Annotated in this window: 18 protein-coding genes and 1 tRNA gene; 6 read left to right on the plus strand and 13 right to left on the minus strand. The window is 71.4% G+C overall.

Annotated features, from left to right (window positions below; all coding sequences use genetic code 11):
- The first annotated feature begins 108 nt into the window (after nucleotides 1-108).
- Complete coding sequence (locus DMH12_RS23400; protein ID WP_125493446.1) at nucleotides 109-1,512, plus strand: lysine N(6)-hydroxylase/L-ornithine N(5)-oxygenase family protein; 1,404 nt, start codon at nucleotides 109-111, stop codon at nucleotides 1,510-1,512.
- Nucleotides 1,513-1,533: 21 nt separating this feature from the next.
- Here DMH12_RS23400 and DMH12_RS23405 read toward each other — a convergent pair whose 3' ends face one another.
- Nucleotides 1,534-3,342, minus strand: a complete 1,809-nt coding sequence (locus tag DMH12_RS23405; protein ID WP_125493447.1) for a bifunctional UDP-sugar hydrolase/5'-nucleotidase — start codon at nucleotides 3,340-3,342, stop codon at nucleotides 1,534-1,536.
- A 237-nt stretch (nucleotides 3,343-3,579) separates the two neighbouring features.
- Between DMH12_RS23405 and pyk the strand changes: the two genes are divergently transcribed.
- The gene (gene pyk, locus DMH12_RS23410) at nucleotides 3,580-5,010 is read left to right on the plus strand and encodes a pyruvate kinase (RefSeq protein WP_125493448.1); all 1,431 of its coding nucleotides are present in this window, start codon (nucleotides 3,580-3,582) and stop codon (nucleotides 5,008-5,010) included.
- A 48-nt stretch (nucleotides 5,011-5,058) separates the two neighbouring features.
- On the opposite strand, the gene DMH12_RS23415 is transcribed toward pyk, so the two are convergent.
- A tRNA-Leu gene (locus tag DMH12_RS23415) sits at nucleotides 5,059-5,132 on the minus strand.
- Between the two features lie 101 nt (nucleotides 5,133-5,233).
- Here DMH12_RS23415 and DMH12_RS23420 point away from each other — a divergent pair.
- On the plus strand, nucleotides 5,234-5,890 hold the full coding sequence (locus DMH12_RS23420) for an ANTAR domain-containing response regulator (RefSeq protein WP_122615019.1): 657 nt from the start codon (nucleotides 5,234-5,236) through the stop codon (nucleotides 5,888-5,890).
- Between the two features lie 66 nt (nucleotides 5,891-5,956).
- Here the strand turns inward: DMH12_RS23420 and DMH12_RS23425 are convergent, their stop codons facing one another.
- From DMH12_RS23425 to DMH12_RS23465, 9 genes are all read right to left on the minus strand, one after another.
- A complete protein-coding gene (locus DMH12_RS23425) occupies nucleotides 5,957-6,673 on the minus strand; it encodes an ABC transporter ATP-binding protein (protein ID WP_125493449.1) in 717 nt (238 codons plus the stop codon).
- Nucleotides 6,670-7,584 carry an ABC transporter ATP-binding protein gene (locus tag DMH12_RS40320; RefSeq protein ID WP_125493450.1) on the minus strand — a complete coding sequence of 305 codons (915 nt, stop codon included), beginning with the start codon at nucleotides 7,582-7,584 and terminating at the stop codon, nucleotides 6,670-6,672. The genes DMH12_RS23425 and DMH12_RS40320 overlap by 4 nt, the downstream gene beginning before the upstream one ends.
- A gap of 5 nt (nucleotides 7,585-7,589) precedes the next feature.
- Nucleotides 7,590-9,416, minus strand: a complete 1,827-nt coding sequence (locus tag DMH12_RS23435) for a branched-chain amino acid ABC transporter permease (RefSeq protein WP_125493451.1) — start codon at nucleotides 9,414-9,416, stop codon at nucleotides 7,590-7,592.
- A gap of 5 nt (nucleotides 9,417-9,421) precedes the next feature.
- On the minus strand, nucleotides 9,422-10,354 hold the full coding sequence (locus tag DMH12_RS23440) for a branched-chain amino acid ABC transporter permease (protein ID WP_064727365.1): 933 nt from the start codon (nucleotides 10,352-10,354) through the stop codon (nucleotides 9,422-9,424).
- A 122-nt stretch (nucleotides 10,355-10,476) separates the two neighbouring features.
- On the minus strand, nucleotides 10,477-11,712 hold the full coding sequence (locus tag DMH12_RS23445; RefSeq protein ID WP_185832490.1) for a branched-chain amino acid ABC transporter substrate-binding protein: 1,236 nt from the start codon (nucleotides 11,710-11,712) through the stop codon (nucleotides 10,477-10,479).
- A gap of 287 nt (nucleotides 11,713-11,999) precedes the next feature.
- On the minus strand, nucleotides 12,000-12,602 hold the full coding sequence (locus DMH12_RS23450) for a Tat pathway signal sequence domain protein (protein WP_125493453.1): 603 nt from the start codon (nucleotides 12,600-12,602) through the stop codon (nucleotides 12,000-12,002).
- Nucleotides 12,599-13,015, minus strand: coding sequence for a hypothetical protein (locus DMH12_RS23455; RefSeq protein WP_125493454.1), 417 nt, complete (start codon nucleotides 13,013-13,015; stop codon nucleotides 12,599-12,601). Before DMH12_RS23455 ends, DMH12_RS23450 begins: the two co-directional genes overlap by 4 nt.
- A gap of 83 nt (nucleotides 13,016-13,098) precedes the next feature.
- Nucleotides 13,099-13,575, minus strand: a complete 477-nt coding sequence (locus DMH12_RS23460; protein WP_125493455.1) for a PaaI family thioesterase — start codon at nucleotides 13,573-13,575, stop codon at nucleotides 13,099-13,101.
- 78 nt (nucleotides 13,576-13,653) lie between these two features.
- The gene (locus DMH12_RS23465; protein WP_125493456.1) at nucleotides 13,654-15,933 is read right to left on the minus strand and encodes an FdhF/YdeP family oxidoreductase; all 2,280 of its coding nucleotides are present in this window, start codon (nucleotides 15,931-15,933) and stop codon (nucleotides 13,654-13,656) included.
- Between the two features lie 189 nt (nucleotides 15,934-16,122).
- Between DMH12_RS23465 and polA the strand changes: the two genes are divergently transcribed.
- On the plus strand, nucleotides 16,123-18,846 hold the full coding sequence (polA, locus tag DMH12_RS23470) for a DNA polymerase I (protein ID WP_125493457.1): 2,724 nt from the start codon (nucleotides 16,123-16,125) through the stop codon (nucleotides 18,844-18,846).
- 867 nt (nucleotides 18,847-19,713) lie between these two features.
- Entirely contained in the window at nucleotides 19,714-20,055 is a 342-nt protein-coding gene (locus tag DMH12_RS23475) for a hypothetical protein (RefSeq protein WP_399188453.1), read from the plus strand.
- On the opposite strand, the gene DMH12_RS23480 is transcribed toward DMH12_RS23475, so the two are convergent.
- Nucleotides 19,982-20,830 (minus strand): DUF4184 family protein, encoded by an 849-nt coding sequence (locus DMH12_RS23480; protein ID WP_125493458.1) that lies wholly within the window; start codon nucleotides 20,828-20,830, stop codon nucleotides 19,982-19,984. The genes DMH12_RS23475 and DMH12_RS23480 overlap by 74 nt on opposite strands.
- A 270-nt stretch (nucleotides 20,831-21,100) precedes the next feature.
- On the opposite strand from DMH12_RS23480, the gene DMH12_RS23485 reads away from it, so the two are divergent.
- Nucleotides 21,101-22,894: a lytic transglycosylase domain-containing protein gene (locus DMH12_RS23485; RefSeq protein WP_125493459.1), complete on the plus strand. Its 1,794-nt coding sequence runs from the start codon at nucleotides 21,101-21,103 to the stop codon at nucleotides 22,892-22,894.
- Nucleotides 22,895-22,973: 79 nt separating this feature from the next.
- Here the strand turns inward: DMH12_RS23485 and DMH12_RS23490 are convergent.
- On the minus strand, nucleotides 22,974-24,496 hold a 1,523-nt coding region (locus DMH12_RS23490; RefSeq protein ID WP_312023969.1), incomplete at its 5' end, for an ATP-dependent helicase C-terminal domain-containing protein.

Genomic DNA, 24,496 nt, shown 5'->3' on the forward strand with positions numbered 1-24,496 from the left:
CCGCCGGCCACGGCTCACGGCTGCCCCGCCCACGCTCCGTGCCCGGCCCGCCGAGCCGTCCGCGCTCCGCACCCCCGTGCAGAACTCCCCGAAAGGACCCGCTCCGCGATGAACTCCACCGCGTCCGACGCCCCCCGCGACCTCGTGGGCATCGGTATCGGCCCCTTCAACCTCTCCCTCGCGGCGCTCGCCGACCCCCTCGCCGGGCTCGACGCCGTGTTCTACGACCAGCGACCCGCCTTCCACTGGCACCCCGGACTGCTCATCGACGGCGCGCGCGTCCAGGTGCCCTTCCTCGCCGACCTGGTCACCCTCGCCGACCCGGCGAGTCCCTGGACCTTCCTCAACCACCTCAAGGCCAGAGACCGCCTGTTCCCCTTCTACTTCGCCGAGCGCTTCCACATCCGGCGCGCCGAGTACGACGCCTACTGCCGCTGGGTCGCCGAGAGCCTGCCCTCGCTCCGCTTCCACCACCAGGTCGACGCCGTCCGCTGGAACCCCGAGCGCGAGCTGTTCGAGGTCGACTACACCCAGCTCGACGCGGAGGGCGAGGCCGAGGCCCTCGGCCGCACCCACACCCGCAACGTCGTCCTCGGCGTCGGCACCGAGCCCGACGTCCCGGACCCGCTGCGCCCCCTCGTCGACGCGCCCGGCGTGCCCGTCCTGCACGCCGCCGACTACCTCGACCACCGTGACGCGCTCCTCGCCGCCGGGCACGTCACCGTCATCGGCACCGGCCAGTCCGGCGCGGAGATCTTCCTGGACCTGCTCCGCCACCGGCCCGCCGGCCGCGAGCGGCTGCACTGGCTGGGCCGCAGCGAGGCGTTCGCCCCTATGGAGTACTCCAAGCTCGGCCTGGAGCACTTCACCCCCGACTACACCCGCTACTTCCACGGCCTGGCCGAGCAGGTCCGCGACCGCCTCGTCGCCTCCCAGTGGCAGCTGCACAAGGGCATCGACGCGGACACGGCCGCCGACATCCACGACGAGCTGTACCGCCGCACCCTCGACGGCGGCTGGCCCGACACCGTCCTCACCCCCGGTGTGCACGTCCGCACCGCCGGACGCGTCGCCACCACCAGGATCGAACTCCACCTGGAGCACGCCCAGCAGAAGACCCGCACCCGCCTCACCACCGACGCCGTCGTCCTCGCCACCGGATACCGCGAGCGCCCCCTCGGCCGCGTCCTCGCCGGCCTCGACCCCTACATGCGCCGCGACGGCAGCGAACGCCCCCGCGTCGACGACCGGTTCCGCCTCCTCCTCGACCCCTCCGTCGGCGGCTTCGTCTACGTCCAGAACGCCGAGACCCACACCCACGGCGTGGGCGCCCCCGACCTCGGCCTCGCCGCCTGGCGCAGCGCGACCATCCTCAACGACCTGACCGGGCAGGAGCCGTACCCCCTGCCCGGCCGCACCGCCTTCACCACCTTCGGCCTGGAGAGCGGACACCCGCAGATCCCGTCCGCGCGCCGCCCCCGGACGCTCATCCCCCTGGCGGACGGCGTCTGAGGACCGCCCGGCGGACCCGGATCAGAACACCGGCGTGCCGTCCCGCGTCAGCGACCAGTCCACGGACGCGAAGTCGTCCGGGTCCAGCACGCCCTTCGCCGTCACCCACTCGGCGATGCGCGTGCGGATCTCCGTCGACTCCGCCCACACCTCCTTGGCCGACGCCACGTGCGGGAAGGCACCGCCGCCGTTGGCCCGGTAGTTGTTCACGGCCAGCACGAACTGCTGGTCGTCGGCGAGCGGCGCACCGCCGTGGGCGAGGTTCCTGATCCGCGACCCGGCCGCCTGCGCGATGTCGATCTCGTACGTCAGCCCCGACACGTAGTCGTAGTTGTAGTCCGGGCGGCCGCCCGCGTTGGTCAGCTTGTCCACGTCCACGGGGGCACCGGCGGCCGTCTGGACGTAGTACTCCGCCGAGTACTCCAGGTAGGCCCGCACCTGCGCGCCCGTCAGCACCTTCGCGACCAGCGTGTTGTCGTACACGTACAGGCTCGACAGGTCCCGGATGGTCACGTCGCCGGCCGGGATCTCGGAGGTCCGGGAGAACGGCGACGCCTGCGCCAGTACCGGCAGCGACGCGTACTCGGTGCCCGCCAGCGCCTCCTTGACCACGTCCTCCTGCACCTTGGTGATCAGGTCGATGATCGGGGCGTCCTTGTACCGTGCCTCCACCGTCGTCAGCGCCTCGGTGGCGGTGCCGACGACCTGGTTGACGTACGCCACGACCTTCGCGTGCTCGTCGGTCAGCAGCCGGGTGACCCCCGGGTCGTCGGCGACCGTGTTGGTGTTCCGCAGCGACGCCTTCACCGACTCCACGTGCCACCGTCCGCGTTCGAATACCAGCTCGAAGTCGAAGAGGGTGAGCCGCTCGGCGTAGCACAGCGGCTCCGAGAGGACGACGGTCTTCCCGGTGCTGTCGTTGACGACCTTCAGCTCCGCGATCTCCTGGTGCGCGTGCCCGACGAGGATCGCGTCGATGCCGGGCACCTGCTTGGCCACGTTGGCCGCCGCGTTCTCGACGTACGGGAGCTGGTCTCCGTAGGAGGACGTGCCCGAGGAGCCGGAGTGCGCCGAGACCACCACCACGTCGGCGCCCATCGAGCGGAGCTTCGGCACCCACTTCGCCGCCTGCTCCTCCAGCCCCGGGAAGGCGAGCTTGCCCTGCACGTACGCTCTGTCCCAGATCGCGATGCCGGGGTTGGTCAGGCCCAGCACCGCCACCTTCACCGGCGGCGCGCCCTTCACCCGGAAGGTCTTCATGAAGTACGGCGGGAAGGCGGGCCTCAACGTCATCGCGTCGACCGCGTTCGCGCCGAGCAGCGGGAAGTCGCACTGCTCCTCGAACTTCCGCAGCGTCTCGATGCCGTAGTTGAACTCGTGGTTGCCGAGCGCCACCGCGTCGTAGCCGATGGCGTTCATCGCCTGGGCCATCGGGTGCACCGGGCCGCCCTTGGCGGTGATCGGGTCCACCTTCGCGTAGTAGTACGTCAGCGGGGTGCCCTGGATGGTGTCGCCCGCGTCGAGGAGCAGCGTGTTGCGGCGGCCCTTCTCCTCGCGTACCTGGTCCACCAGGGCCGAGATGCGCGCCAGCCCCTGCGCGTTGCCCGCCGCGTCCGTGTACTCGGCGTCCTTGAAGTAGTCCCAGTTGAAGACGTGTCCGTGCAGGTCGGTGGTGCCCAGCACGGTCAGCGCGTACCGCTTGGGGCGCCTGCGGCCCCGGGGTGCGGCGGGCGCCGCCTCGGCCGCCGGAGCCGCCGCCGCACCGGCCAGCGCCACCCCCGCTCCCGTCACTGCGGACCTGCTCAGGAACTTCCGGCGGTTGAACGGCATGACGGGATCTCCTCGACGGCACGGCACCAACAACGCGCGTAGATTCCTGCGTGATCACCTCGCCTGTCAACAGTGGGTCGTTCAATTGCCCGAAAGGCGTAATAAGAACCGCCCGGAATGCTCATCGGAGCGCCTCGGCGCACAATTCAACACTTGTCAATAACCCTTTACTCAAAGGTTGTTGAGTGGTCATACGTGGCCAATTCGCTACTGGCCGGTAAGTCATAGGCTCGACCCATGCGCCGAGCAAAGATCGTCTGCACTCTTGGGCCCGCCACCGACTCGTACGACCAGATCAAGGACCTGGTCGACGCCGGAATGGACATCGCCCGCTTCAATTTCAGTCACGGCACCCACGCCGAACACGAAGAGCGCTACCGCCGTGTCCGGAAGGCGTCCGACGAGACCGGCCGCAGCGTCGGCACCCTCGCCGACCTTCAGGGCCCGAAGATCCGCCTCGGCCACTTCGGTGAGGGCCCCGTACTCCTTGAACGCGGCGACACCTTCACCATCACCGTCGAGGAGGGCGTCGAGGGCGACCGCCACACCTGCGGCACCACCTACGCCGGCCTCGCCGCCGACGTCACCCCCGGTGAGCGTGTCCTCGTCGACGACGGAAAGGTCTGCCTGGAGGTCACCGGCGTCGACGGGCCCCGCGTCCGCACGACGGTGATCGAGGGCGGCATGGTCTCCGACCACAAGGGCCTCAACCTCCCGGGCGTCGCGGTGTCCGTCCCCGCGCTGTCGAAGAAGGACGAGGACGACCTGCGCTGGGCCCTGCGCAACGGCTTCGACGTGATCGCGCTGTCCTTCGTGCGCAGCGGGCGGGACATCCTCGACGTGCACCGCATCATGGACGAGGAGGGCCGCCGCCTGCCCGTCATCGCCAAGGTCGAGAAGCCGCAGGCCGTGGAGGACATCGAGGGCATCGTCGCGGCCTTCGACGGCATCATGGTGGCCCGCGGCGACCTCGGCGTCGAGATGCCCCTGGAGCAGGTGCCGATCGTCCAGAAGCGCGCGATCAAGCTGGCGAAGCGCAACGCCAAGCCGGTGATCGTCGCCACCCAGATGCTCGACTCGATGATCGACAACGCCCGTCCCACCCGCGCGGAGGCCTCCGACGTCGCCAACGCGGTCATCGACGGCACCGACGCGGTGATGCTCTCCGGCGAGACGAGCGTCGGCAAGCACGCGACCGACACGGTGCGCACCATGGCCCGGATCGTCGAGGCGGCGGAGGAGGACATCCTGGCCAAGGGCCTGCCCCCGCTGACCGAGCGCAACAAGCCCCGCACCCAGGGCGGCGCCGTGGCCCGGGCCGCGGCGGAGATGGGCGACTTCCTCGGCGCGAAGTTCCTGGTGGCCTTCACCCAGTCCGGCGACACCGTCCGCCGCCTGTCCCGCTACCGCTCGCCCATCCCGCTGCTCGCCTTCACCCCGGAGCCGGCCACCCGCTCGCAGCTGAGCCTGACCTGGGGGGTGGAGACCTTCCTGGGTCCGCACGTGGACTCCACTGACGCGATGGTCGACCAGGTGGACGAGCTGCTCACCAGGTACGGCCGCTGCCAGAAGGGTGACGTCGTGGTCATCACGGCGGGCTCACCGCCCGGGGTCTCGGGTACGACGAACCTGGTGCGGGTGCATCACATCGGGGAGGACGACCGCTGAACGGGTGCCTCGGCGGATCTGAGGGATGCCTTCGAAATGAAGGTAAAGTGCCCCGGGTGGGACTCGAACCCACACTGAATGCCTTTTGAGGGCATCGTCTCTGCCGATTGGACTACCGGAGCCTCTTCGAACCGAAGGTCAGTGTAGCCCCTCGGTGACTCAAAGATACAGGAGCTAGGTAGGCTCTTGTCAGCGGTACCCCTGCCCCGAACTAGGAGCTCACGTGACCTCCCCCGAGTCGCCCCAGCCCGTAGACGTGCCCGACGACGACAAGTCGCACGTGCCTCCGCTGACGACCCGTGTCGTCATCGCCGAGGACGAGGCGCTGATCCGGCTGGACCTCAAAGAGATGCTGGAGGAGGAGGGTTACTCCGTCGTCGGCGAGGCCGGGGACGGGGAGCAGGCCGTGGAGCTGGCCCGCGAGCACCGGCCGGACCTGGTGATCCTCGACGTCAAGATGCCCAAGCTGGACGGCATCTCCGCGGCCGAGAAGATCGCCGAGGAGAGCATCGCGCCGGTGCTGATGCTCACCGCGTTCTCCCAGCGCGACCTGGTGGAGCGGGCCCGGGACGCCGGCGCCATGGCGTACCTCGTGAAGCCGTTCAGCAAGAGCGACGTCGTTCCGGCGATCGAGATGGCCGTCTCGCGGTTCACGGAGCTGAAGGAGCTGGAGAAGGAGGTCGCCGACCTCAGCCAGCGCCTGGAGACGCGGAAGCTGGTGGACCGGGCCAAGTCGGTGCTCCAGACGGAGTACGGCCTGACCGAGCCGGCCGCCTTCCGCTGGATCCAGAAGACCTCCATGGACCGGCGGATGTCGATGCAGCAGGTGGCCGAGGCGGTCATCCAGGACGCCGACGAGAAGAAGGCGGCCAAGGGCTGACACCCCGGACCCGCGAGAGGCCCGCACCCCCGAGGGGGCGCGGGCCTCTCGCTTTCGCGCGGGGGATCAGTCCTCGCCGAGGTAGGCCTTGCGGACCGACTCGTCGTGCAGCAGGTCCCGCCCGCTGCCGGACAGGACGATGCTGCCGACCTCCATCACATGGCCGTGGTCGGCCAGGGACAGCGCCGCCTGGGCGTTCTGCTCGACGAGCAGGATGGTGGTGCCCTGGGACTTCAGCTCGGCGATCGTCTGCATGATCTTCTGCATCATGATCGGGGAGAGGCCCATGGAGGGCTCGTCGAGCATGAGCAGCTTGGGCTGGGACATCAGGGCGCGGCCCATGGCGAGCATCTGCTGCTCACCGCCGGACAGGGTGCCCGCCGCCTGCTTCCGGCGTTCGCCGAGTATCGGGAACAGGTCGTAGGCGCGCTGGATGTCCTTCTCGATGCCCGCGCGGTCGCTGCGCAGGAAGGCGCCGAGGCGGAGATTGTCCTCGATCGTCATGCGGGGGAAGATGTGCCGCCCCTCGGGCGAGTGGGCGAGCCCCATGGAGACGATCTGGTGCGCCGGTACCTTCTTGAGCGACTTGCCCCCGAACTTGATCTGACCGCCGACGGGCTTCAGCAGGCCCGACAGCGTGCGCAGGGTGGTGGTCTTGCCGGCGCCGTTGGTGCCGATGAGGGTGACCACCTCACCGGCGTCGACCTTGAAGGAGATGCCCTTCACGGCCTCGATCTTGCCGTAGGCGACGCGGAGGTCCTCGACCTCGAGCAGTGCGGTCATCGGTCGTTCTCCTTGCCGGCCGAGGTGTCCGAGGAGGCGTCGGCCTGGGCCGCCTCGGCGGCCTCCACCTCGGCGGCCTCCGCGGCACCGGGGTCGTTCTCCAGGGGTTCGCCGAGGTAGGCGGCGATGACGCGCTCGTCGCCCTGGACGGTCGCGCTGTCGCCCTCGACGAGCTTCTGGCCCTGCACGAGGACGGCGACGCGGTCGCAGAGGTTGAAGATGAACCGCATGTCGTGCTCGATGACGAGGACCGCGATGCCCTTGTCGCGGATGGCGAAGACCAGTTCCTCGGTGGCCCGCGTCTCCTGGGGGTTCATGCCGGCCGTGGGCTCGTCCAGGAGCAGCAGCCCCGGCTCGCTGGCGAGGGCCCGGGCGATCTCCAGCTTGCGCTGCTCGCCGTAGGGCAGGTTCCGCGCGAGGTGGTCGGCCTTGCTCGCCAGGCCCACGAACTCCAGCAGCTCCTCGGCGCGTTCGCGGGAGGCCTTCTCCGCCTTGTGGAAGCCCGGCCCGCGCAGGACGGCCGACCAGAAGCCCTCCTTGGTCCGCGTGTGGCGGCCGACGAGGACGTTCTCCAGGACCGTCATGTTGGCGAACAGACGGATGTTCTGGAAGGTGCGGGCGATGCCGGCGGCGGTGACCTTGAAGGACTTGGCCGGCAGGACCTTGTCCTTGTACCGGACCTCGCCCTCGGTCGGGATGTAGAGGCCGGTCAGGCAGTTGAAGAAGGTGGTCTTGCCGGCGCCGTTGGGGCCGATCAGACCGACGATCTCCCCGCTGTTGACGGTGAGGTCGACGTTGTTGACCGCGGTCAGTCCGCCGAAGCGCATGGTGACGCCGCGCGCGTCGAGGACGGTGGTGCCGGGGGCGGGGGCGCCCGGGGCGGTGTCCCTGGTGGTGGTGTCGGTGGTCATGGTGGTCAGGCCCCTGTCTTGCTCAGGGTGGTGGGCGCTTCGGCCTCTTCGTGGAATTCCAGCTTGTTCCGCCTGTTGGCGATGAGACCTTCCGGACGGAAGCGCATGAGCAGGACGAGCGCGAGTCCGAAGGCGAAGAGCTGGTAGTCGCCGAGGAACTGGAGCTTGTTGGGGATCAGGAAGAGCAGCGAGGCGCCGATCAGCGGACCCGCGATGGTGCCCATGCCGCCGAGGACGACCGCGGCGAGCAGGAACGCCGAGTTGGGCGGGGTGGTGCCGGCGAAGAGGTACTGCTCGGGCGTCACGGTGTAGGTGACGTGCGCCTGCACGGTGCCGGCGAGGCCCGCGAGGGTGGCGCCGACCGCGAAGGCGATCAGCTTCACCCGGAAGCCGTTGATGCCCATGGCGAGCGCCGCGGTCTCGTCCTCGCGGATGGCGACCCAGGCGCGGCCGATCCGGGAGTCGCCGCTGCGCCGGAAGACGAGCACGACCACGGCCGTGATGACGAGCATCAGGAAGAAGTAGTTGGCGAACCGGCCGATGGTGAATCCGCCGATGTCGTGCTGGACGCCGAGGTCGAAGCCGAGGACGTTGAGATCGGGGATGGACGAGATGCCGTTGGAGCCGTTGGTGACGTCCGGTCCCGAGGTGCCGTCCAGGTTGTTGGCGGTGATCCGGAAGATCTCGCCGAAGCCCAGCGTCACGATGGCGAGGTAGTCGCCGCGCAGCCGCAGGGTCGGGGCGCCGATGAGGACACCGAAGACCAGCGAGGCCGCGGCGCCCACGAGGACCGCGGCCCAGAAGGGCAGGTGCAGGTCGAACGGGGAGCTGGGCGAGCCGGAGACCATCGAGGCGGCGTACGCGCCGACACCGAGGAAGGCGACGTACCCGAGGTCGAGCAGGCCGGCGAGGCCGACGACGATGTTCAGGCCGAGGGCGACCGTCGCGAAGATGAGGATGTAGACGCCGAGGGTGGCGTACTGGTCGTCGGTCTGGGTGAAGGGGAAGCAGGCCGCCGCGATGAACGCGCCGCAGACCGTGATGTTCGTGTGCCGGGCGGTGATCTGCGTGGCCTGGGCGATCAGACCGGCCTTGTTGAGGGCGGCGAATCCGAGGCCCGCGGTGATCAGGAAGCCCACGAACAGCTCGTCGTACTCGGTGCCGATGCCGTAGGTGAAGACCAGCAGGGCGACCGCGAGGACGGCGACGATGATCAGGATCTCGACGTACGAGGGCAGGGCGCGCAGCGTGCGCGGGGTGCCGGAGGCGAAGGCCGCCTTGACGTTCTGCCAGCCGTTCGAGCTGCGGTGCTTGAACTGCTCCCAGCCGGTGTCGTCCGGGTCGAACGGGTCGGGCTCCGGCCGTTCGAAGGGCAGGGCCAGCGCGCCGAGGAGGGCGACGAGGGTGGCCGCGGCCGCGACGTAGGCGCCGGGCTCCAGGTTGACGAGTCCGCCGAGCTGGGCGCTGATCGCGATGACCGTGTACCAGGTGGTGGCGAAGGCGGAGAGCGCGGCGAACTTCAGGGCCGCGTCCGCGCCGGCCGGCACCAGCCAGCCCAGGCCCCGGACGCCGTAGGAGGCGAGGCCGAGCAGGGTGGTGAGGGCGCCGGCGATCAGCACCAGCACCTGGAGGCCGCCCGGGTAGCCGTAGACCGTGAGGTCGCCGGGGAACTCGGCGGTCCAGGTCCAGGCGAGGAACGTGGAGACGACGGTGAGCAGGCCGCCGCCGGTGGCGAGGGCGCGGCCGAGGTGGGCGGGGATCCCGATGAGGCCGGAGGGGCCGTCCCCGGCGACGCCGCCGGAGGTCTTCGGAGCTGTGGTCTGTGTGGTCATCGGTGTCACGCCCTGTCCGCAACGCGTTCGCCGAGCAGGCCCTGCGGCCTGAACAGCAGCACGAGGATGAGGAGGATGAAGGCCCATACGTCGGCCCAGGACTGGCTGCCGAACTTGTCCAGGCCGGGGATGTCGGCGATGTAGGCGGTGGCCAGGGTCTCGGCGATGCCGAGGACGACGCCGCCGATCATGGCGCCGTAGATGTTGCCGATACCGCCGAGGACGGCCGCGGTGAACGCCTTGAGGCCGAGGATGAAGCCCATCTTGAAGTCGATCTGGCCGTACTTGAGGCCGTTGGCCACGGCGCCGACGGCGGCGAAGACGGCGCCGAGCGCGAACGCGACCACGATGATGCGGTCCGTGTTGACGCCCATCAGCTTGGCCGTGTCCGGGTCCTGGGCGGTGGCCTGCATGCCGCGCCCGGTGCGGGTGCGCATCACGAAGTAGGCCAGGATCGCCATGCTGACGGGGGCGGCGATGAGCAGGAAGACGTCGCCGGTCTGGAGGGTGACGCTGCCGATGTGGAAGGGGCCGCCGTCGATCTGCGGGAAGGTGCGCGCCGACTTGGCGTGCGGGTACCAGGCCCACACCGCCTGCTGGAGGGCGAGCGAGAGGCCGATCGCGGTGATCAGGGGCGCGAGGCGGGGGGCGCCGCGCAACGGCCGGTAGGCGAACCGTTCCGCCCCGACCGCGACGGCGACGGAGACCACCATGGCGCCCATGAGCATCAGGGGCAGCGCGATCAGCATGGAGGTGCCGTCGGGCAAAATGTATATGTAGACCGTGAGCGCGCCGAAGGCGCCGGTCATGAAGATCTCGCCGTGGGCGAAGTTGATGAGCTGGACGATGCCGTAGACCATTGTGTAGCCGATGGCGATCAACCCGTACATGGATCCCAGTAGCAGGCCGTTGACCAGCTGCTGCGGCAGTTCGTTCACCGCATGTCCTCCGAGACTTTCGGAACTTTCGACGGATGTGGCCGGATGCGAGTCCGCGCGGGGCGCCTGGAACGGCGCCCCGCGCGGCTCGTGATCACGTGATCAGTGGTGGGTGCGGTTGATCAGCCGGTGTAGGTGCCGGACTTCACCGACTTCCAGGCACCGTTCTCGACGGCGTACACGGTGAGCTGCTTGTTCGTCGCGTCACCGAACTTGTCGAAGGAGACCTTGCCGGTCACACCGTCGAAGGAGACGTTCTGCATGGCCTCCACGACCTTGGCGCGGGCGTCGTCGGGAAGCTTCCCGTCGTTGTCCTCGACGACCTTCTTGACGGCCTCGATGATCGCCCAGCCGGAGTCGTAGGAGTAGCCGCCGTACGCCTCGTAGGCCTCCTTGTAGCCCGCTGCCTTGTAGTTGGCCACGAACTCCTTGGCGGAGGGCAGCTCCTCGACCGGCGCGCCGACCGAGGTCGCGAGGTCGCCGTTGCCGGTGGCGCCGGCGAGCTTGATGAAGTCGGCGCTGTAGATGCCGTCACCGCCGACCACGGGGATCTTCGCGCCGGCCGCCTTGATCTGCTTGCTGAGCGGGCCGGCCTGCGGGTACTCGCCGCCGTAGTAGACGACGTCGGCGCCGGAGTTCTTCACCTTGGTGGCGACGGCGTTGAAGTCCTTGGTGTCCGGGTTGATGTGCTCGGTGCCGACGACCTGGCCGCCGAGCTTCTTGAACTCCTCGGTGAAGGTGGCGGCCAGACCGGCGCCGTAGGTCTTCTTGTCGTCGATGACGAAGACCTTCTTCTTCTTGGAGTCGTTGAAGACGTACTGCGCGGCGAACGGGCCCTGGATGGCGTCCGTGGTCGCGGTACGGAAGTACGACTTGTACGGCCGGACCTGCTTGGTCTGCCAGTCCACGCCCTGGGTCAGCGCGGGGTTGGTGTTGGCGGGGGAGACCTCGACCAGCTTGGCCGTGTCGAAGACCTTCTGCATGGACTCGCCGACCGAGGAGTTCAGCGGGCCCACGACACCGAGGACGTCGTCGTTGGCGACGAGCTTGGTGGCGTTCTGCTGGCCGACCGAGGGCTGGCCCTGGTCGTCGAGCGCCTGTATCTCGAACTTGACGCCGTCGACGTAGTTGTCCTTGTTGGCGGTCTTCGCGGCGAGGTCGACCGAGTTCTTGATGCCGAGGCCCAGCGCGGACAGGTCGCCGGTCAGCGGGGCGTCGACGCCGATGACGACGGTGGTCCCGCCGCCGCCGCTTCCGGAGTCCGAGCCGCCGTCGTCGTCGCGCGAACCGCAGGCGGTGAGGGTGAGCGCTCCCGCCGCCAGAGCGGCGGTGATGGCGATGAGCGAACGTTGACGCACGATCAGTCCTTTCCCTGGCACAGCCGCTTCCCCGTGGAGACGGCCGAGTCGAGCGCTGGGCCGAAGTGACAATCCGACGGCGCGGTGACTGGCCGTGACTCTAAGCGTGTGTGGGGAACGTGGAGGAGGGTCTGACTCATGCTGTGACGCTCTTGTTATGACACCGGGTAATGCAGAGCGGTACTGGCTGGGAAGAAGGGCGGAATTCAGGCCGATTCGCCCTGTCCGCATGGTGAGAACCCGCAGGACGCGCCGCCTGTGTTCAGGCGTCTGGGCCGTTTTGGTGATTACCGTGAATCGTTGCTGCAGGCGACCTGAAGTGCCTGGGAGAGCTGCCGTGCATAGCGTGCCCCCAGGATGAAACTGTGGGCTTGTATTGCGCGCGCATTACGCAGCGTTACATCCAAGAAAGGGAATCCGAGGTTCCGGGGCGCTTTATCGCATTCCGTCACCCGCAGAGTGACAATGATCTTGCTGGTGGAATGCGGCTTTGTCTGGAAAGGTGCCGCGGGCGACGAGGTGACCGAGAGGCCGGCCGAGGGCTGGGCGATCCGGGTCACGGTGACGGGCGGTCCCGACCGGACGCTCAGCCGCACCGCGAAGCTGAAGCCGCCGCCCTTCGCCCCGCTCGGGCCGTCCACGGCGTCCAGGTATTCGAGCGTGACCGCCTGGGAGGGGTAGGGCGGCGGATCGGCCGCCGGCTCCCGGGTCCGGTCGGCGTACAGGTAGCCGCCGCCGCCGAGCAGCAGGAGGAGGGTGGCGGCGGTCGTGAGAACGGTCCGGCGGTGACGCTCGCGGAACCGGGCGACACGGCCGCGCGGGCGGGTGTGGGCCACGTCCCGGGCGTGGGTGTCCTCGCCCGGCTCGACGGGCCCGATGCCGCCCGTCACTGCCACGGGCCCTCGGCCGGACCGCCGCCGGCGTACTGCTCCTCGCACGCCTCGCGTACGTGGCGGTCGATCAGCTCCCGGGCGGCGCGGTCGCCCTGGTCCCGCTCGGCGACCCGCGCGGCCGCCACGACCTCGCGCAGGATGCGGTACTGACGGTTGGACAGCCCCATCGACTGGTAGTCGCCGTAGGGTTCGACGCCGGCCAGCAGCTCGCGGGCCCAGTGGCCGACGGCGCCGGCGCAGGCTTCCGTGGGGGAGGGCGGCTCCGTCGTCGCGCTGCTGCTTCCCGAACCGGCCTCCTGGTCACCGGAGTTGCCGCAGGAGACGGTCGAGACCGCCGCGGCGGCCAGCAGGGCGCCGAGAAGGAACCGCCGAGCCGCCACCCCCGGCCAGGGGGCCTCTCCCCGTCCCATGCCCCGACGCTAGGACGGCGCGTGGCCGGGGGCAATGCCCGGGCCGCGAGTGCCTCGGCCGGAGAGGCCCTGCCCCCGGTGCCTCAGCTCGCCGGAGCGTCGCCCGGGTTCACGTCCCGCAGCAGGCAGGTCAGACGGGCGGTGCACACCCGCCGGTCCTGCTCGTCGCTGATCACGATCTCGTACGTCGCCGTCGACCGGCCCCGGTGCACCGGCGTGGCCACCCCGGTGACCAGGCCGGAGCGGGCCCCGCGGTGGTGCGTGCAGTTCAGGTCGACACCGACGGCGATCTTGGAACTGCCGCCGTGCAGCATCGAACCGACCGACCCGAGCGTCTCGGCCAGCACCGCCGAGGCGCCGCCGTGCAGCAGCCCGTACGGCTGGGTGTTGCCCTCCACCGGCATCGTGCCGACGACCCTCTCGGGCGACGCCTCGACGATCTGGACGCCCATGCGCGTCCCCAGGTGCCCGGCGGAGAACAGCGCCGGCAGGTCGACGCCGAGCGCGGCGTACTCGTCGATGACTTCCTGCGGGAACTGCGTCTGATGCTGCTCGCCCATGGGCCGGCTCCGTCTCGTCGCTCCGTCTGGCTGGCGCGCCGGCCGCCCGGTGGGGCGTCGGCTCGACTGAGCAAACGCTCAGTCGGTCGCCGATTGTTCCAGACGGACGACCACGGACTTGCTGGCCGGGGTGTTGCTGGTGTCCGCGGTGGCGTCCAGCGGCACCAGCACGTTGGTCTCCGGGTAGTAGGCCGCCGCGCAGCCCCGGGCCGTCGGGTAGTGCACCACGCGGAAACCGGGCGCCCGCCGCTCCACCCCGTCCCGCCACTCGCTCACCAGGTCGACGTACGAGCCGTCCTCGACGTCCAGCCTCCGGGCGTCCTCCGGGTTGACCAGGACGACCCTGCGGCCGTTCCTGATGCCCCGGTAGCGGTCGTCCAGGCCGTAGATCGTGGTGTTGTACTGGTCGTGCGAGCGCAGTGTCTGGAGCAGCAGCCGCCCCTCGGGCAGCTCCGGGTACTCGACCGGCGCGGCGGTGAAGTTGGCCTTGCCGGTGGCCGTCGGGAAGCGGCGCTCGTCGCGGGGGGCGTGCGGGAGGGCGAAGCCCCCGGGGTGCGCCACGCGCGCGTTGAAGTCCTCGAAGCCCGGGACGACCCGCCCGATGCGGTCGCGGATCGTCGCGTAGTCCTTCTCGAACTCCTCCCACGGTGTCCGGCTGTCCTCGCCCAGCACCCGGCGCGCCAGGCGGCACACGATCGCCGGCTCGGACAGCAACTGCCCGCTCGCGGGCTCCAGCCGGCCCCGGGAGGCGTGCACCATGCCCATGGAGTCCTCGACGGTGACGAACTGCTCGCCGCTCCCTTGGAGATCGCGTTCGGTGCGGCCCAGCGTCGGCAGGATCAGCGCCCGCGCGCCGGTGACCGCGTGCGAGCGGTTCAGCTTCGTCGACACGTGCACCGTCAGGCGCGCCCGGCGCATGGCCGCCTCGGTGACCTCCGTGTCGGGCGAGGCCGACACGAAGTTGCCGCCCATGGCGAAGAAGACCTTCGCCTCCCCGTCGCGGAGCGCGCGGATGGCCCGTACGACGTCGTAGCCGTGCTCGCGCGGCGGGGCGAAGCCGAACTCCTTCTCCAGGGCGTCCAGGAACGCGGGCGCGGGCCGCTCGAAGATGCCCATCGTGCGGTCACCCTGCACGTTGGAGTGGCCGCGCACCGGGCAGACGCCCGCGCCCGGGCGGCCGATGTTGCCGCGCAGCAGCAGGAAGTTCACGACCTCGCGGATCGTGGGCACGGAGTGCTTGTGCTGGGTCAGGCCCATCGCCCAGCACACGATGGTGCGCTCGGAGGCGAGCACCATGCGCAGCGTCTCGTCGATCTCCGCGCGGGTGAGGCCGGTGGCCGCCAGCGTCTCCTCCCAGTCGGCGGCCCGCGCGGTCTCGGCGAACTCCTCGTAGCCGTGCGTGTGTTCCGCGACGAAGTCCTCGTCGACCGCGCCCTCGGTCTCCAGGATCAGCTTGTTCAGCAGCCGGAACAGGGCCTGGTCGCCGCCGAGGCGGATCTGCAGGAACAGGTCGGTGAGCGCGGCGCCCGCGGTGAGCCCCTTGGCGGTCTGCGGGTTCTTGAAGCGCTCCAGCCCGGCCTCGGGCAGCGGGTTGACGCTGATGATCCGCGCGCCGTTCGCCTTGGCCCGCTCCAGGGCGGAGAGCATGCGCGGGTGGTTGGTGCCCGGGTTCTGCCCCGCCACGATGATCAGGTCGGACTTGTACAGGTCCTCCAGGAGGACGCTGCCCTTGCCGATGCCGATGGTCTCGGACAGGGCGGAGCCGGACGACTCGTGGCACATGTTGGAACAGTCGGGCAGGTTGTTCGTGCCCAGCTCGCGCGCGAAGAGCTGGTAGAGGAACGCCGCCTCGTTGCTCGTACGCCCCGACGTGTAGAAGACCGCCTCGTCGGCGGAGTCCAGGGCGGCGATCTCCTCCGCGACGATGCCGAAGGCGCGCTCCCAGGTGACCGGTTCGTAGTGGTCGCCGCCCTCGGGGAGGTACACCGGGTGCGTGAGCCGCCCCTGCTGGCCCAGCCAGTACCCGCTGCGGGTGGCGAGGTCGGTCACGGGGTGCGCGGCGAAGAACTCCGGGGTGACCCGGCGCAGGGTGGCCTCCTCGGCCACCGCCTTCGCGCCGTTCTCGCAGAACTCCGCCTTGTGCCGGTGGTCCGGCTCGGGCCAGGCGCAGCCCGGGCAGTCGAAGCCGTCCTTCTGGTTGACGCTCAGCAGCGTCAGCGCGGTCCGCTTCACGCCCATCTGCCGCTGCGCCATCCGCAGGGTGTGGCCGATGGCCGGGATGCCGGCCGCCGCGTGCTGGGGCTCTGTCACCTGCGGCGCGTCCTGGACGGGATCACCCTTGGGCGGCTTGCTGGCCATCGCGCGCTCCTTCGCTGACGCGTGTGAGGTACGTCTCCGATCCTCGCACGCGCCGCCGACAACTCGTCCGGCCGGGGCGGGCGGAGATCGTGAGCGATGTTCGCGGACTTCGCGCGCACCACCGCCTCCCACGGCGTGGACGGGCGCGGCCGGGACCGACTGTCAGTGGTCCGTGGCAGGATCGGTGTCGTGGCGAAGACAGCATCGAAGAAGACCGACAGCACCTCCGGCGCCCGCCCGCGGCTGATGCTCATGGACGGGCACTCGCTGGCCTACCGCGCGTTCTTCGCGCTGCCCGCGGAGAACTTCACTACCGCGACGGGCCAGCCGACCAACGCGATCTACGGATTCGCGTCGATGCTGGCCAACACGCTGCGTGACGAGGCGCCCACGCACTTCGCGGTGGCGTTCGACGTCTCCCGCAAGACCTGGCGGTCGCAGGAGTTCACCGAGTACAAGGCGAACCGCTCCAAGACCCCCGACGAGTTCAAGGGCCAGGTCGAGCTGATCGGCGAGCTGCTCGACGCCATGCACGTGACGCGCTTCGCCGTCGACGGCTTCGAGGCGGACGACGTCATCGCCACGCTCGCCACGCAGGCCGAGGCCGAGGGCTTCGACGTGCTGATCGTCACCGGCGACCGGGACTCCTTCCAGCTGGTCAGCGAGCACACCACGGTCCTCTACCCGACCAAGGGCGTCTCCGAGCTGACCCGCTTCACGCCGGAGAAGGTCTTCGAGAAGTACGGGCTGACCCCCGCCCAGTACCCCGACTTCGCCGCCCTGCGCGGCGACCCGTCCGACAACCTGCCGGGCATCCCGGGCGTCGGCGAGAAGACGGCCGCGAAGTGGATCAACCAGTTCGGATCCTTCGCGGACCTCGTCGAGCGCGTCGACGAGGTCAAGGGCAAGGCCGGACAGAACCTGCGCGACCACCTGGAGTCCGTCAAGCTCAACCGCCGGCTCACCGAGCTGGAGCGCCGGGTCGAGCTGCCCAAGGCGGTCACCGACCTGGAGCGGCCCGCGTACGACCGCAAGGGCGTCGCGATGATCCTGGACACCCTGGAGATCCGCAATCCGTCCCTGCGCGAGCGGCTCTACGCGGTCGACCCGGGCGCGGAGGAGGCCGAGGCCACTCCTGTCGTGGCGGACGGTGTCGAGCTGGACGGCGTGGTGCTCGGCACCGGCGAGGTGGCCGGCTGGCTCACCGGGCACGGCGCACAGCCCCTGGGCGTCGCCACCGTCGACACCTGGGCCCTGGGCACCGGCTCGGTCGCCGAAGTCGCGCTGGCCGCGGCCGACGGAAAGGCCGCCTGGTTCGACCCGACGGCGCTGGACGAGGCCGACGAGACGGCGTTCGCCGCCTGGCTGTCCGACGCGGACCGGCCGAAGGTCTTCCACAACGCCAAGGGCGCGATGCGTGTCTTCGCCGAACACGGCTGGAGCGTCGCCGGTGTGGGCATGGACACCGCGCTCGCCGCCTACCTGGTCAAGCCGGGCCGCCGCTCCTTCGACCTGGACGCGCTGTCCCTGGAGTACCTGCACCGCGAGCTGGCCCCGGCCGCCGCGGCCGACGGCCAGCTGGCCTTCGGCGCGGACGACGGCGCCGAGGCCGAGGCGCTGATGGTGCAGGCCCGCGCGATCCTCGACCTCGGCGAGGCGTTCGAGGGCCGCCTGGCGGACGTCGGCGCCGCGGACCTGCTGCGCGACATGGAGCTGCCGACCTCCGCGCTGCTGGCCCGCATGGAGCGGCACGGCATCGCGGCCGACCGGGCCCATCTGGAGGCCATGGAGCAGATGTTCGCGGGCGCCGTGCAGCAGGCGGTGAAGGAGGCGCACGCGGCGGCCGGACGCGAGTTCAACCTGGGCTCGCCCAAGCAGCTCCAGGAGGTCCTCTTCGGCGAGCTGAACCTGCCCAAGACCAAGAAGACCAAGACCGGCTACACCACCGACGCCGACGCCCTGGCCTGGCTCGCGGCCCAGACCGACAACGAACTGCCGGTGATCATGCTCCGCCACCGCGAGCAGGCCAAGCTGCGCGTCACGGTGGAGGGCCTGATCAAGACGATCGCCGCGGACGGCCGCATCCACACCACGTTCAACCAGACGGTTGCAGCGACCGGCCGCCTCTCCTCCACGGACCCGAACCTGCAGAACATCCCGGTCCGCACCGACGAGGGCCGCGCCATCCGCCGCGGCTTCGTGGTCGGCGAGGGCTTCGAGTCCCTGATGACGGCCGACTACAGCCAGATCGAGCTGCGGGTGATGGCCCACCTGTCCGAGGACGCGGGCCTGACCGAGGCGTTCACCTCGGGCGAGGACCTGCACACCACCGCCGCCGCGCAGGTCTTCTCCGTCGAGCAGTCGGCCGTGGACGCGGAGATGCGCCGCAAGATCAAGGCCATGTCCTACGGCCTGGCGTACGGCCTCTCGGCCTTCGGCCTCTCCCAGCAGCTGAACATCGAGGCGGCCGAGGCGCGCGGCCTGATGGACGCCTACTTCGAGCGCTTCGGCGGCGTACGGGACTACCTGCGCCGGGTGGTCGACGAGGCACGGGCGACGGGCTACACGGCGACCCTCTTCGGCCGCCGCCGCTACCTGCCCGATCTCAACAGCGACAACCGCCAGCGTCGCGAGGCCGCCGAGCGCATGGCCCTCAACGCCCCCATCCAGGGCACCGCGGCCGACATCGTCAAGATCGCCATGCTCAACGTGGACAAGGCGCTGCGCGAGGCCGGTCTCTCCTCCCGCATGCTGCTCCAGGTCCACGACGAAATCGTCCTGGAGATCGCCCCCGGCGAGCGCGCGGCAGCGGAGGAACTGGTCCGCCGTGAAATGGCGAACGCGGTCCGGCTCAGCGTCCCCCTGGGCGTCTCGGTGGGCTCGGGAGCGGACTGGGAGTCGGCGGCGCACTAGCCTCCGGCGGTTCGGCGGGTCGGGGGAGCGCGGGGCAGGGCGCCCACCCGCCCGCACGCGCCGGGCGGTGGCGGCTGCCGGGATGCGTTGGGGCCCGGCGGCGCATGGGCCTCCGGGGGTAAGCGGGTCGGGGAGCGCGGGCCAGGACCTTCCACTGCACGCGCCCGCTGAGGCGGCTCCCCGGTGCCCCGGCCTCCGGCGGTGGGCGTGGTGAGGAGCGCCGGAGAGGGCACCCACGCTCGTGCGCACGCGCCCGGCGTGGCGGCCCCTCGGCACCCTGTGGGCCCGAGGACGCCGGAGCCGGCCGGTGCTTCGCCGTCCAGGGAGCCGCCGGGCGGGGAGTCGAATGCCCTCCGCCTGGCCGGGCCGTCCGCCTACGCCGTGGCACCGGCAGTGGCAGCGAGGGGCCGGTCGGCCGGGACCTTCGCCGCAGCGTCCGTGAGATCCCGGCCCCGCCCCCGGTCGGCCGTCCGCCCGCCTCCCAGGGCTCCCGCCGGATGCCGGCCCGGGTGGCTCACCGGGCGAGGCGGCCGCCGCCTGGCACAGCCCGGGGCCCGTGCCGGCGCGGACGGCGGGCACCCCGCCGGGCAGCGGATCTCCGACCGGCGCGATGCGTGTGCTCCTCCGGGGCCCCGGCCTGCTTCGCTCGCCGTCCGGAAGGCGCCATTTCGGCGCCGCCGCCCGGCGGCGACACCGGTGCCGACGCAGCACCCCGCGACGCCCCCGGCCCCCGGAGGGCCCGTCACTCTGGTGGCCCCCGCGGATGCGCCGCCCGCGCTCGTCTCCCGTGAGGATGCGGGCATGGGTATACGCATGCTCCACCACCGGACGACACCGGCACGGGCAAGCACAGACGGACCCGCCCGCGTGCCACTGCTACCGGTCCCGGCCCTCGCGCCAGGCGCGAGTACCGGCCGCATCCCCGCCACCCTCACCACGGCCCTGCGCCGCACCGCGACCGGCCTCCGCCGCAGACTCGCCCGCCGGGACCCGGCGACCGTCGTCCCTCCCGAGACACCGGCCTGGCGGCTGTGGGCCGGCCTGGCGCGCAGTTACCTGTCGCTGGCCCTCTCCCTGGTGCCGCGGCCCCGCCCCGCACGCACCTTCACCGTGTTCGTCGCGACCGCCGACACCCTCAGCGGGCGACCCGGCGGTCCGGCTCCGTACCGGCACGGCTGGTGGGAGCCGGGACCGGACGCCACACCCTGACCGCCACGGCGTACAGCAGCAGCGCCGGGACCAGCCCCGCGCCCGCCCCGAAGCACACCGTCGGGATCAGCTCCCAGGGCTTCGCCATGTGACCCCAGTAGTCCCACCACCGCGTCGCCCGCCGCACCGCCCCGGCCACCGCGCAGCCGCCGAGGAGCGCCGCGGCCCACCACCGGTCCCGGGCCGCGAGGACCGGAACCGCCGGCGTCCCGCTCCGGGGCGTCCGGCGCAGCGCCCGCGTCAGGAACACGACGATGACGACCGCGGCCACCGCGGAACCGCCGTACTGCAGGTACCAGTAGAGCGGCGAGCCCGCGATCTCCCGGCCCAGCACCGGGAACACCCGCATCCCCCAGCGGTCGAGGTGGGTGAACGCGTCCCACACCACGTGCGTCAGCGCCCCCAGCACCGCCGACACGTACCACCACGCCACCAGTGGGGGCAGCACACGCGCGCGTGGCGCCCCGCAGCGCAACAGAGGCGCGACGCGTCCCTGGTGGGCCTTCGGCAGCAGGGCCACCAACGGCTCGCGGACCAGCAGCCACAACCCCACCAGCGCCCAGGCCACCGCCACATCCACCGTGAAGACACCGGGAAACGAGTGCGTGACGTCCCCGAACTCCATCGCCTCGGGCAGGAAACTCGCCGCGTAATAGGTCATGTCGGGCGCGAACGACCCCGCCACCAGCGCGGCAGGCACCAGCCGTCCACGGCCCGTCCCGTCACCCCGCACTCCTGGCAGCACGGCGGCGGCATGACTGAGAGTGAACGGCAACAGAACTCCTTCTTATGGCCAACCGGTGAATATCGGGCGCGAACGGGTGCCCGTGCAAAGCAAGTTGCCGTAGGGTCGCCTGCGGCACCGTGCCGGTCGAACAGACGGACACCGCGCCCGGAAGGTTGCGGTGCAACCGTCGGCGCGGACCGATCGTCACAACAGGGCGGAAACAACGGGCGGGCACGGTGGCCGGACACGGCGGCCGGACACCGCAGCCGGACACGGACGGAGAGGGACGCGCGGGCGTCCACGGGAGGGGTTCACTCTATGGCGGCGCATTTCGACCGGAGGCTCCGCAAGGCGGCGGTCACCACCACCGTGGCGGCGGTCGTGGTCGCGGCCCTGTCCGCGTCCCAGGCCCCGGACGTGACGGCCGACGCCAACGGCAGACAGACCACCGCGGACAACGCGCCGACGTCCGACACACCCTCCCAGGAGAGCGCGACCGGCAACTCGCCGTACTACACGGACCTGCCGCCGCTCAACAGCCCCAGTCCCGCACCCACCATCGGCACCCCCGATTCCCGGGCCGCCGCCGAGGCCGGCATACCCGCCACCGTCCTGGACGCCTACAAGAAGGCCGAGGCGGCGGTGCGCCAGGCCAAGCCCGGCTGCAACCTGCCCTGGCAACTCCTCGCGGCCATCGGCAAGGTGGAGTCCGGCCAGGCCCGCGGCGGCCGCGTCGACGCCCGGGGCACCACCATCGGCAAGATCATCGGGCCCCAGCTCGACGGCAACGGCTTCGCGCTCATCAAGGACACCGACAACGGCGTCTACGACGGCAACAGCAGCTACGACAACGCCGTGGGCCCCATGCAGTTCATCCCCTCCACCTGGTCGTGGGCGGGCCGGGACGGCAACGGCGACGGCAAGGACGACCCCAACAACGTCTACGACGCCGCGCTCGCCGCCGGTCACTACCTCTGCCGCTTCACCTGGGACCTCTCCGACGAGGCCGACCTCAAGAGCGCGATCCTCAGCTACAACAACTCGCAGGACTACCTGCACACGGTCCTGTCCTGGCTGGAGCACTACCGCAAGGGCACCCACGAGATCCCCGACGGCACCGGCAGCCTCCCGGTGGGCCGCAGCGACGACCCGATCGGTGCCGGCACCGGTCCCTCGCCCGGCGCGACGAGCCCGACGACGCGACCCGGCGCCTCCGGCTCCACGTCGCCCGGCAGCGACAAGCCGAACCGCCCGACCGAGCCCGGCAAGCCGTCGGACCCCGGCAGCGGCTCACCCACCCCCAAGCCGCCGACCGAACCGGAGCCGCCCACCGGCACCCAGCCCCCCACGCCCACCGACACGGTGCACCACCTGGAGAACGCGGGCGCCACCGGGCTCACCGCGATCGCGGGCGACACCTTCGCCGAGAAGCTCAGCGCCCGCGCCGAGACCAAGGCCGGAAAGGCCGTCGGCAAGGTACGCGTCCGCTTCACCGTGCTGGGCGACACGGACACCGCCTTCACCGGCGGTGACAAGGTCGCCGCGGTCACCACCAACGCCTCCGGCGTGGCCGTCGCGCCCGCGCTGGTGGCGGGCGAGAAGACCGGTGCCTTCACCGTCCGCGCCACCGTCATCGGCCGCACCGTGGGCCTCGACTACAAGGCCACGGTCACCGAACGCGTCGCCGACGCCCTCGCCCGCGTCGGCGACACCGAGCTGACCTGCGCGCCGGGCGGCGAGTTCGCGGACCAGGTCGAGGTGAAGGCCACGCACAAGGGCGCCGCCGCGGACAAGGTCGCCGTCACCGCCACGCTCGTCAAGTCGGTGCTCGACCCGACGGAGGCCGACAAGGGCCCCTACTTCAAGGACGCCGACGGCAAGACCGTCCGCACCCTGACCGGCCTCAAGACCGACGCCAAGGGCATGCTGAAGCTGCCGAAGCTGTACGCCGACGACACCAGCGGCACGTACATGCTCCGCGTCACCACGGCGGGCGGCGCCGCGCTCAACGTCCAGCTGAAGGTCGCCGAGGCGGCCGAGCCGACGCCCGACCCGTCCACGGAGCCGTCGACCGAGCCGTCCACGAGCCCCTCCACGGAGCCCAAGGCATAAGCGCGATCCCGACCGGACGACGTGGGGCGCCCTCCGCCACGGCGGAGGGCGCCCCACGTCGTCCGGTCGGGATCGCGCGTCACTTCGCGAGCCGGGCCTTCGTGTACCGGGTCGGCTCCGCCGTGGCGGGATCCTCGGGCCACGGATGCTTCGGGTACCGGCCGCGCAGCTCCGCGCGTACGCCCTTGTAGCCGTCCCGCCAGAAGGAGGCCAGGTCGGCCGTCACCGCGGCGGGGCGTCCGGCGGGGGAGAGGAGATGGACGAGCAGGGGCACCCCGGCGATCCGGGGCGACCGCTGCAACCCGAACATCTCCTGCAACTTCACCGCGAGGACCGGCTGTTCCGGGTCGCCGTAGTCGATCCGGATCCTGGACCCACTGGGGACCGTGATGCGCTCGGGCGCGAGTTCGTCGAGCCGCGCCGCCTCCCCGGACGCCCAGGGCAGCAGCCGCGCCAGCGCCTCCACGGCGTCGATCCGGCCCAGGTCGGCCCGCCGTCGGGCCCGGCCCAGCTCGGGCTCCAGCCACTCGTCCACGCGCGCGTGGAGGGCGTCGTCGGAGACGTCCGGCCACGGCTCACCGAGACGCCGCCGCAGAAACGCGAGCCGCGCGCGCAGCGCGTCCGCGTCGGCCGTACGGCGCAACAGCCCCAGACCTTCCTGCCGCAGCCCTTCGAGCAGCGCGCCCCGTACGAGACCGGGGTCGGCGCCGGTGAGCGGCCGGACCGCGAGTTCCACGGCGCCGAGCCGCTCCACCCGCCGGGCCACGACGTCGCCGTCGCGCCAGTGGACCTCGTCCCGCTCCGCCAGCAGCGCCCCCGCCGCGAGCCGCGCCGTCTCCTCGTCGACGGCCGCACCGAGCTGCACGCGCGCGTGGCCCCGGCCCACCGGCCGGTCGGCCACGGCGACGGCGATCCACGGCGCACCCCGTAGCGCCGACCCCTCGGGCAGCTCGGCCCGGGTGCCGGAGACCATCAGATAGGTACCGCCGTCCTTCTTCGCCACGCGCTCGGGAAAGGCCAGGGCGGCCACCAACCCGGCGAGGGCGTCCTCGGCGAGCGGCAGCCCCCGCCGGCCGTCCCCCGGCTCCACGGCGCCCCGCAGCCGCCGCACCTCCGCCCGCCACCGCGCCGCGTAGCCGTCACCCCCACGCCGGGCGGCCCGCAGCACGGACACCAGCTCGTCCCCGTACTCCCGAGGCGCCTCCTCACTGAGCAGCCCGACCACCTCGGCGACGACCTCGGGCCCAACACCGCCACCACCGGAGCGCCCTGTCCCCGCGTCCTCCGCCGCCGATCCGGCCGCGTCGAGCAGCGCCCGACCCAGGCGGGGATGGAGGCCGAGGCGGGAGAGCCGGATGCCCCGCGGCGTGGCACGACCGGTGGAGCCGACCGCGCCGACCGCCGTCAGGACCGACCGCGCCGCCGCCATGGCCCCACCCGGCGGCGGGTCCAGGAGCGCCAGTCCGGACGCGTCCGGATCCCCCCAGCAGGCCGCCTGCAAGGCGAACGCGGTCAGGTCGGCCACCTTGATCTCCGGCGCCGGGAAGCGCGGCAACAGGGCGTCCTCCGCCTCCGCCCAGCAGCGGTACACCGCGCCGGGGG

Origin of the sequence: Streptomyces sp. WAC 04229, from assembly GCF_003947455.1 — a bacterium.
Lineage (GTDB): Bacteria > Actinomycetota > Actinomycetes > Streptomycetales > Streptomycetaceae > Streptomyces.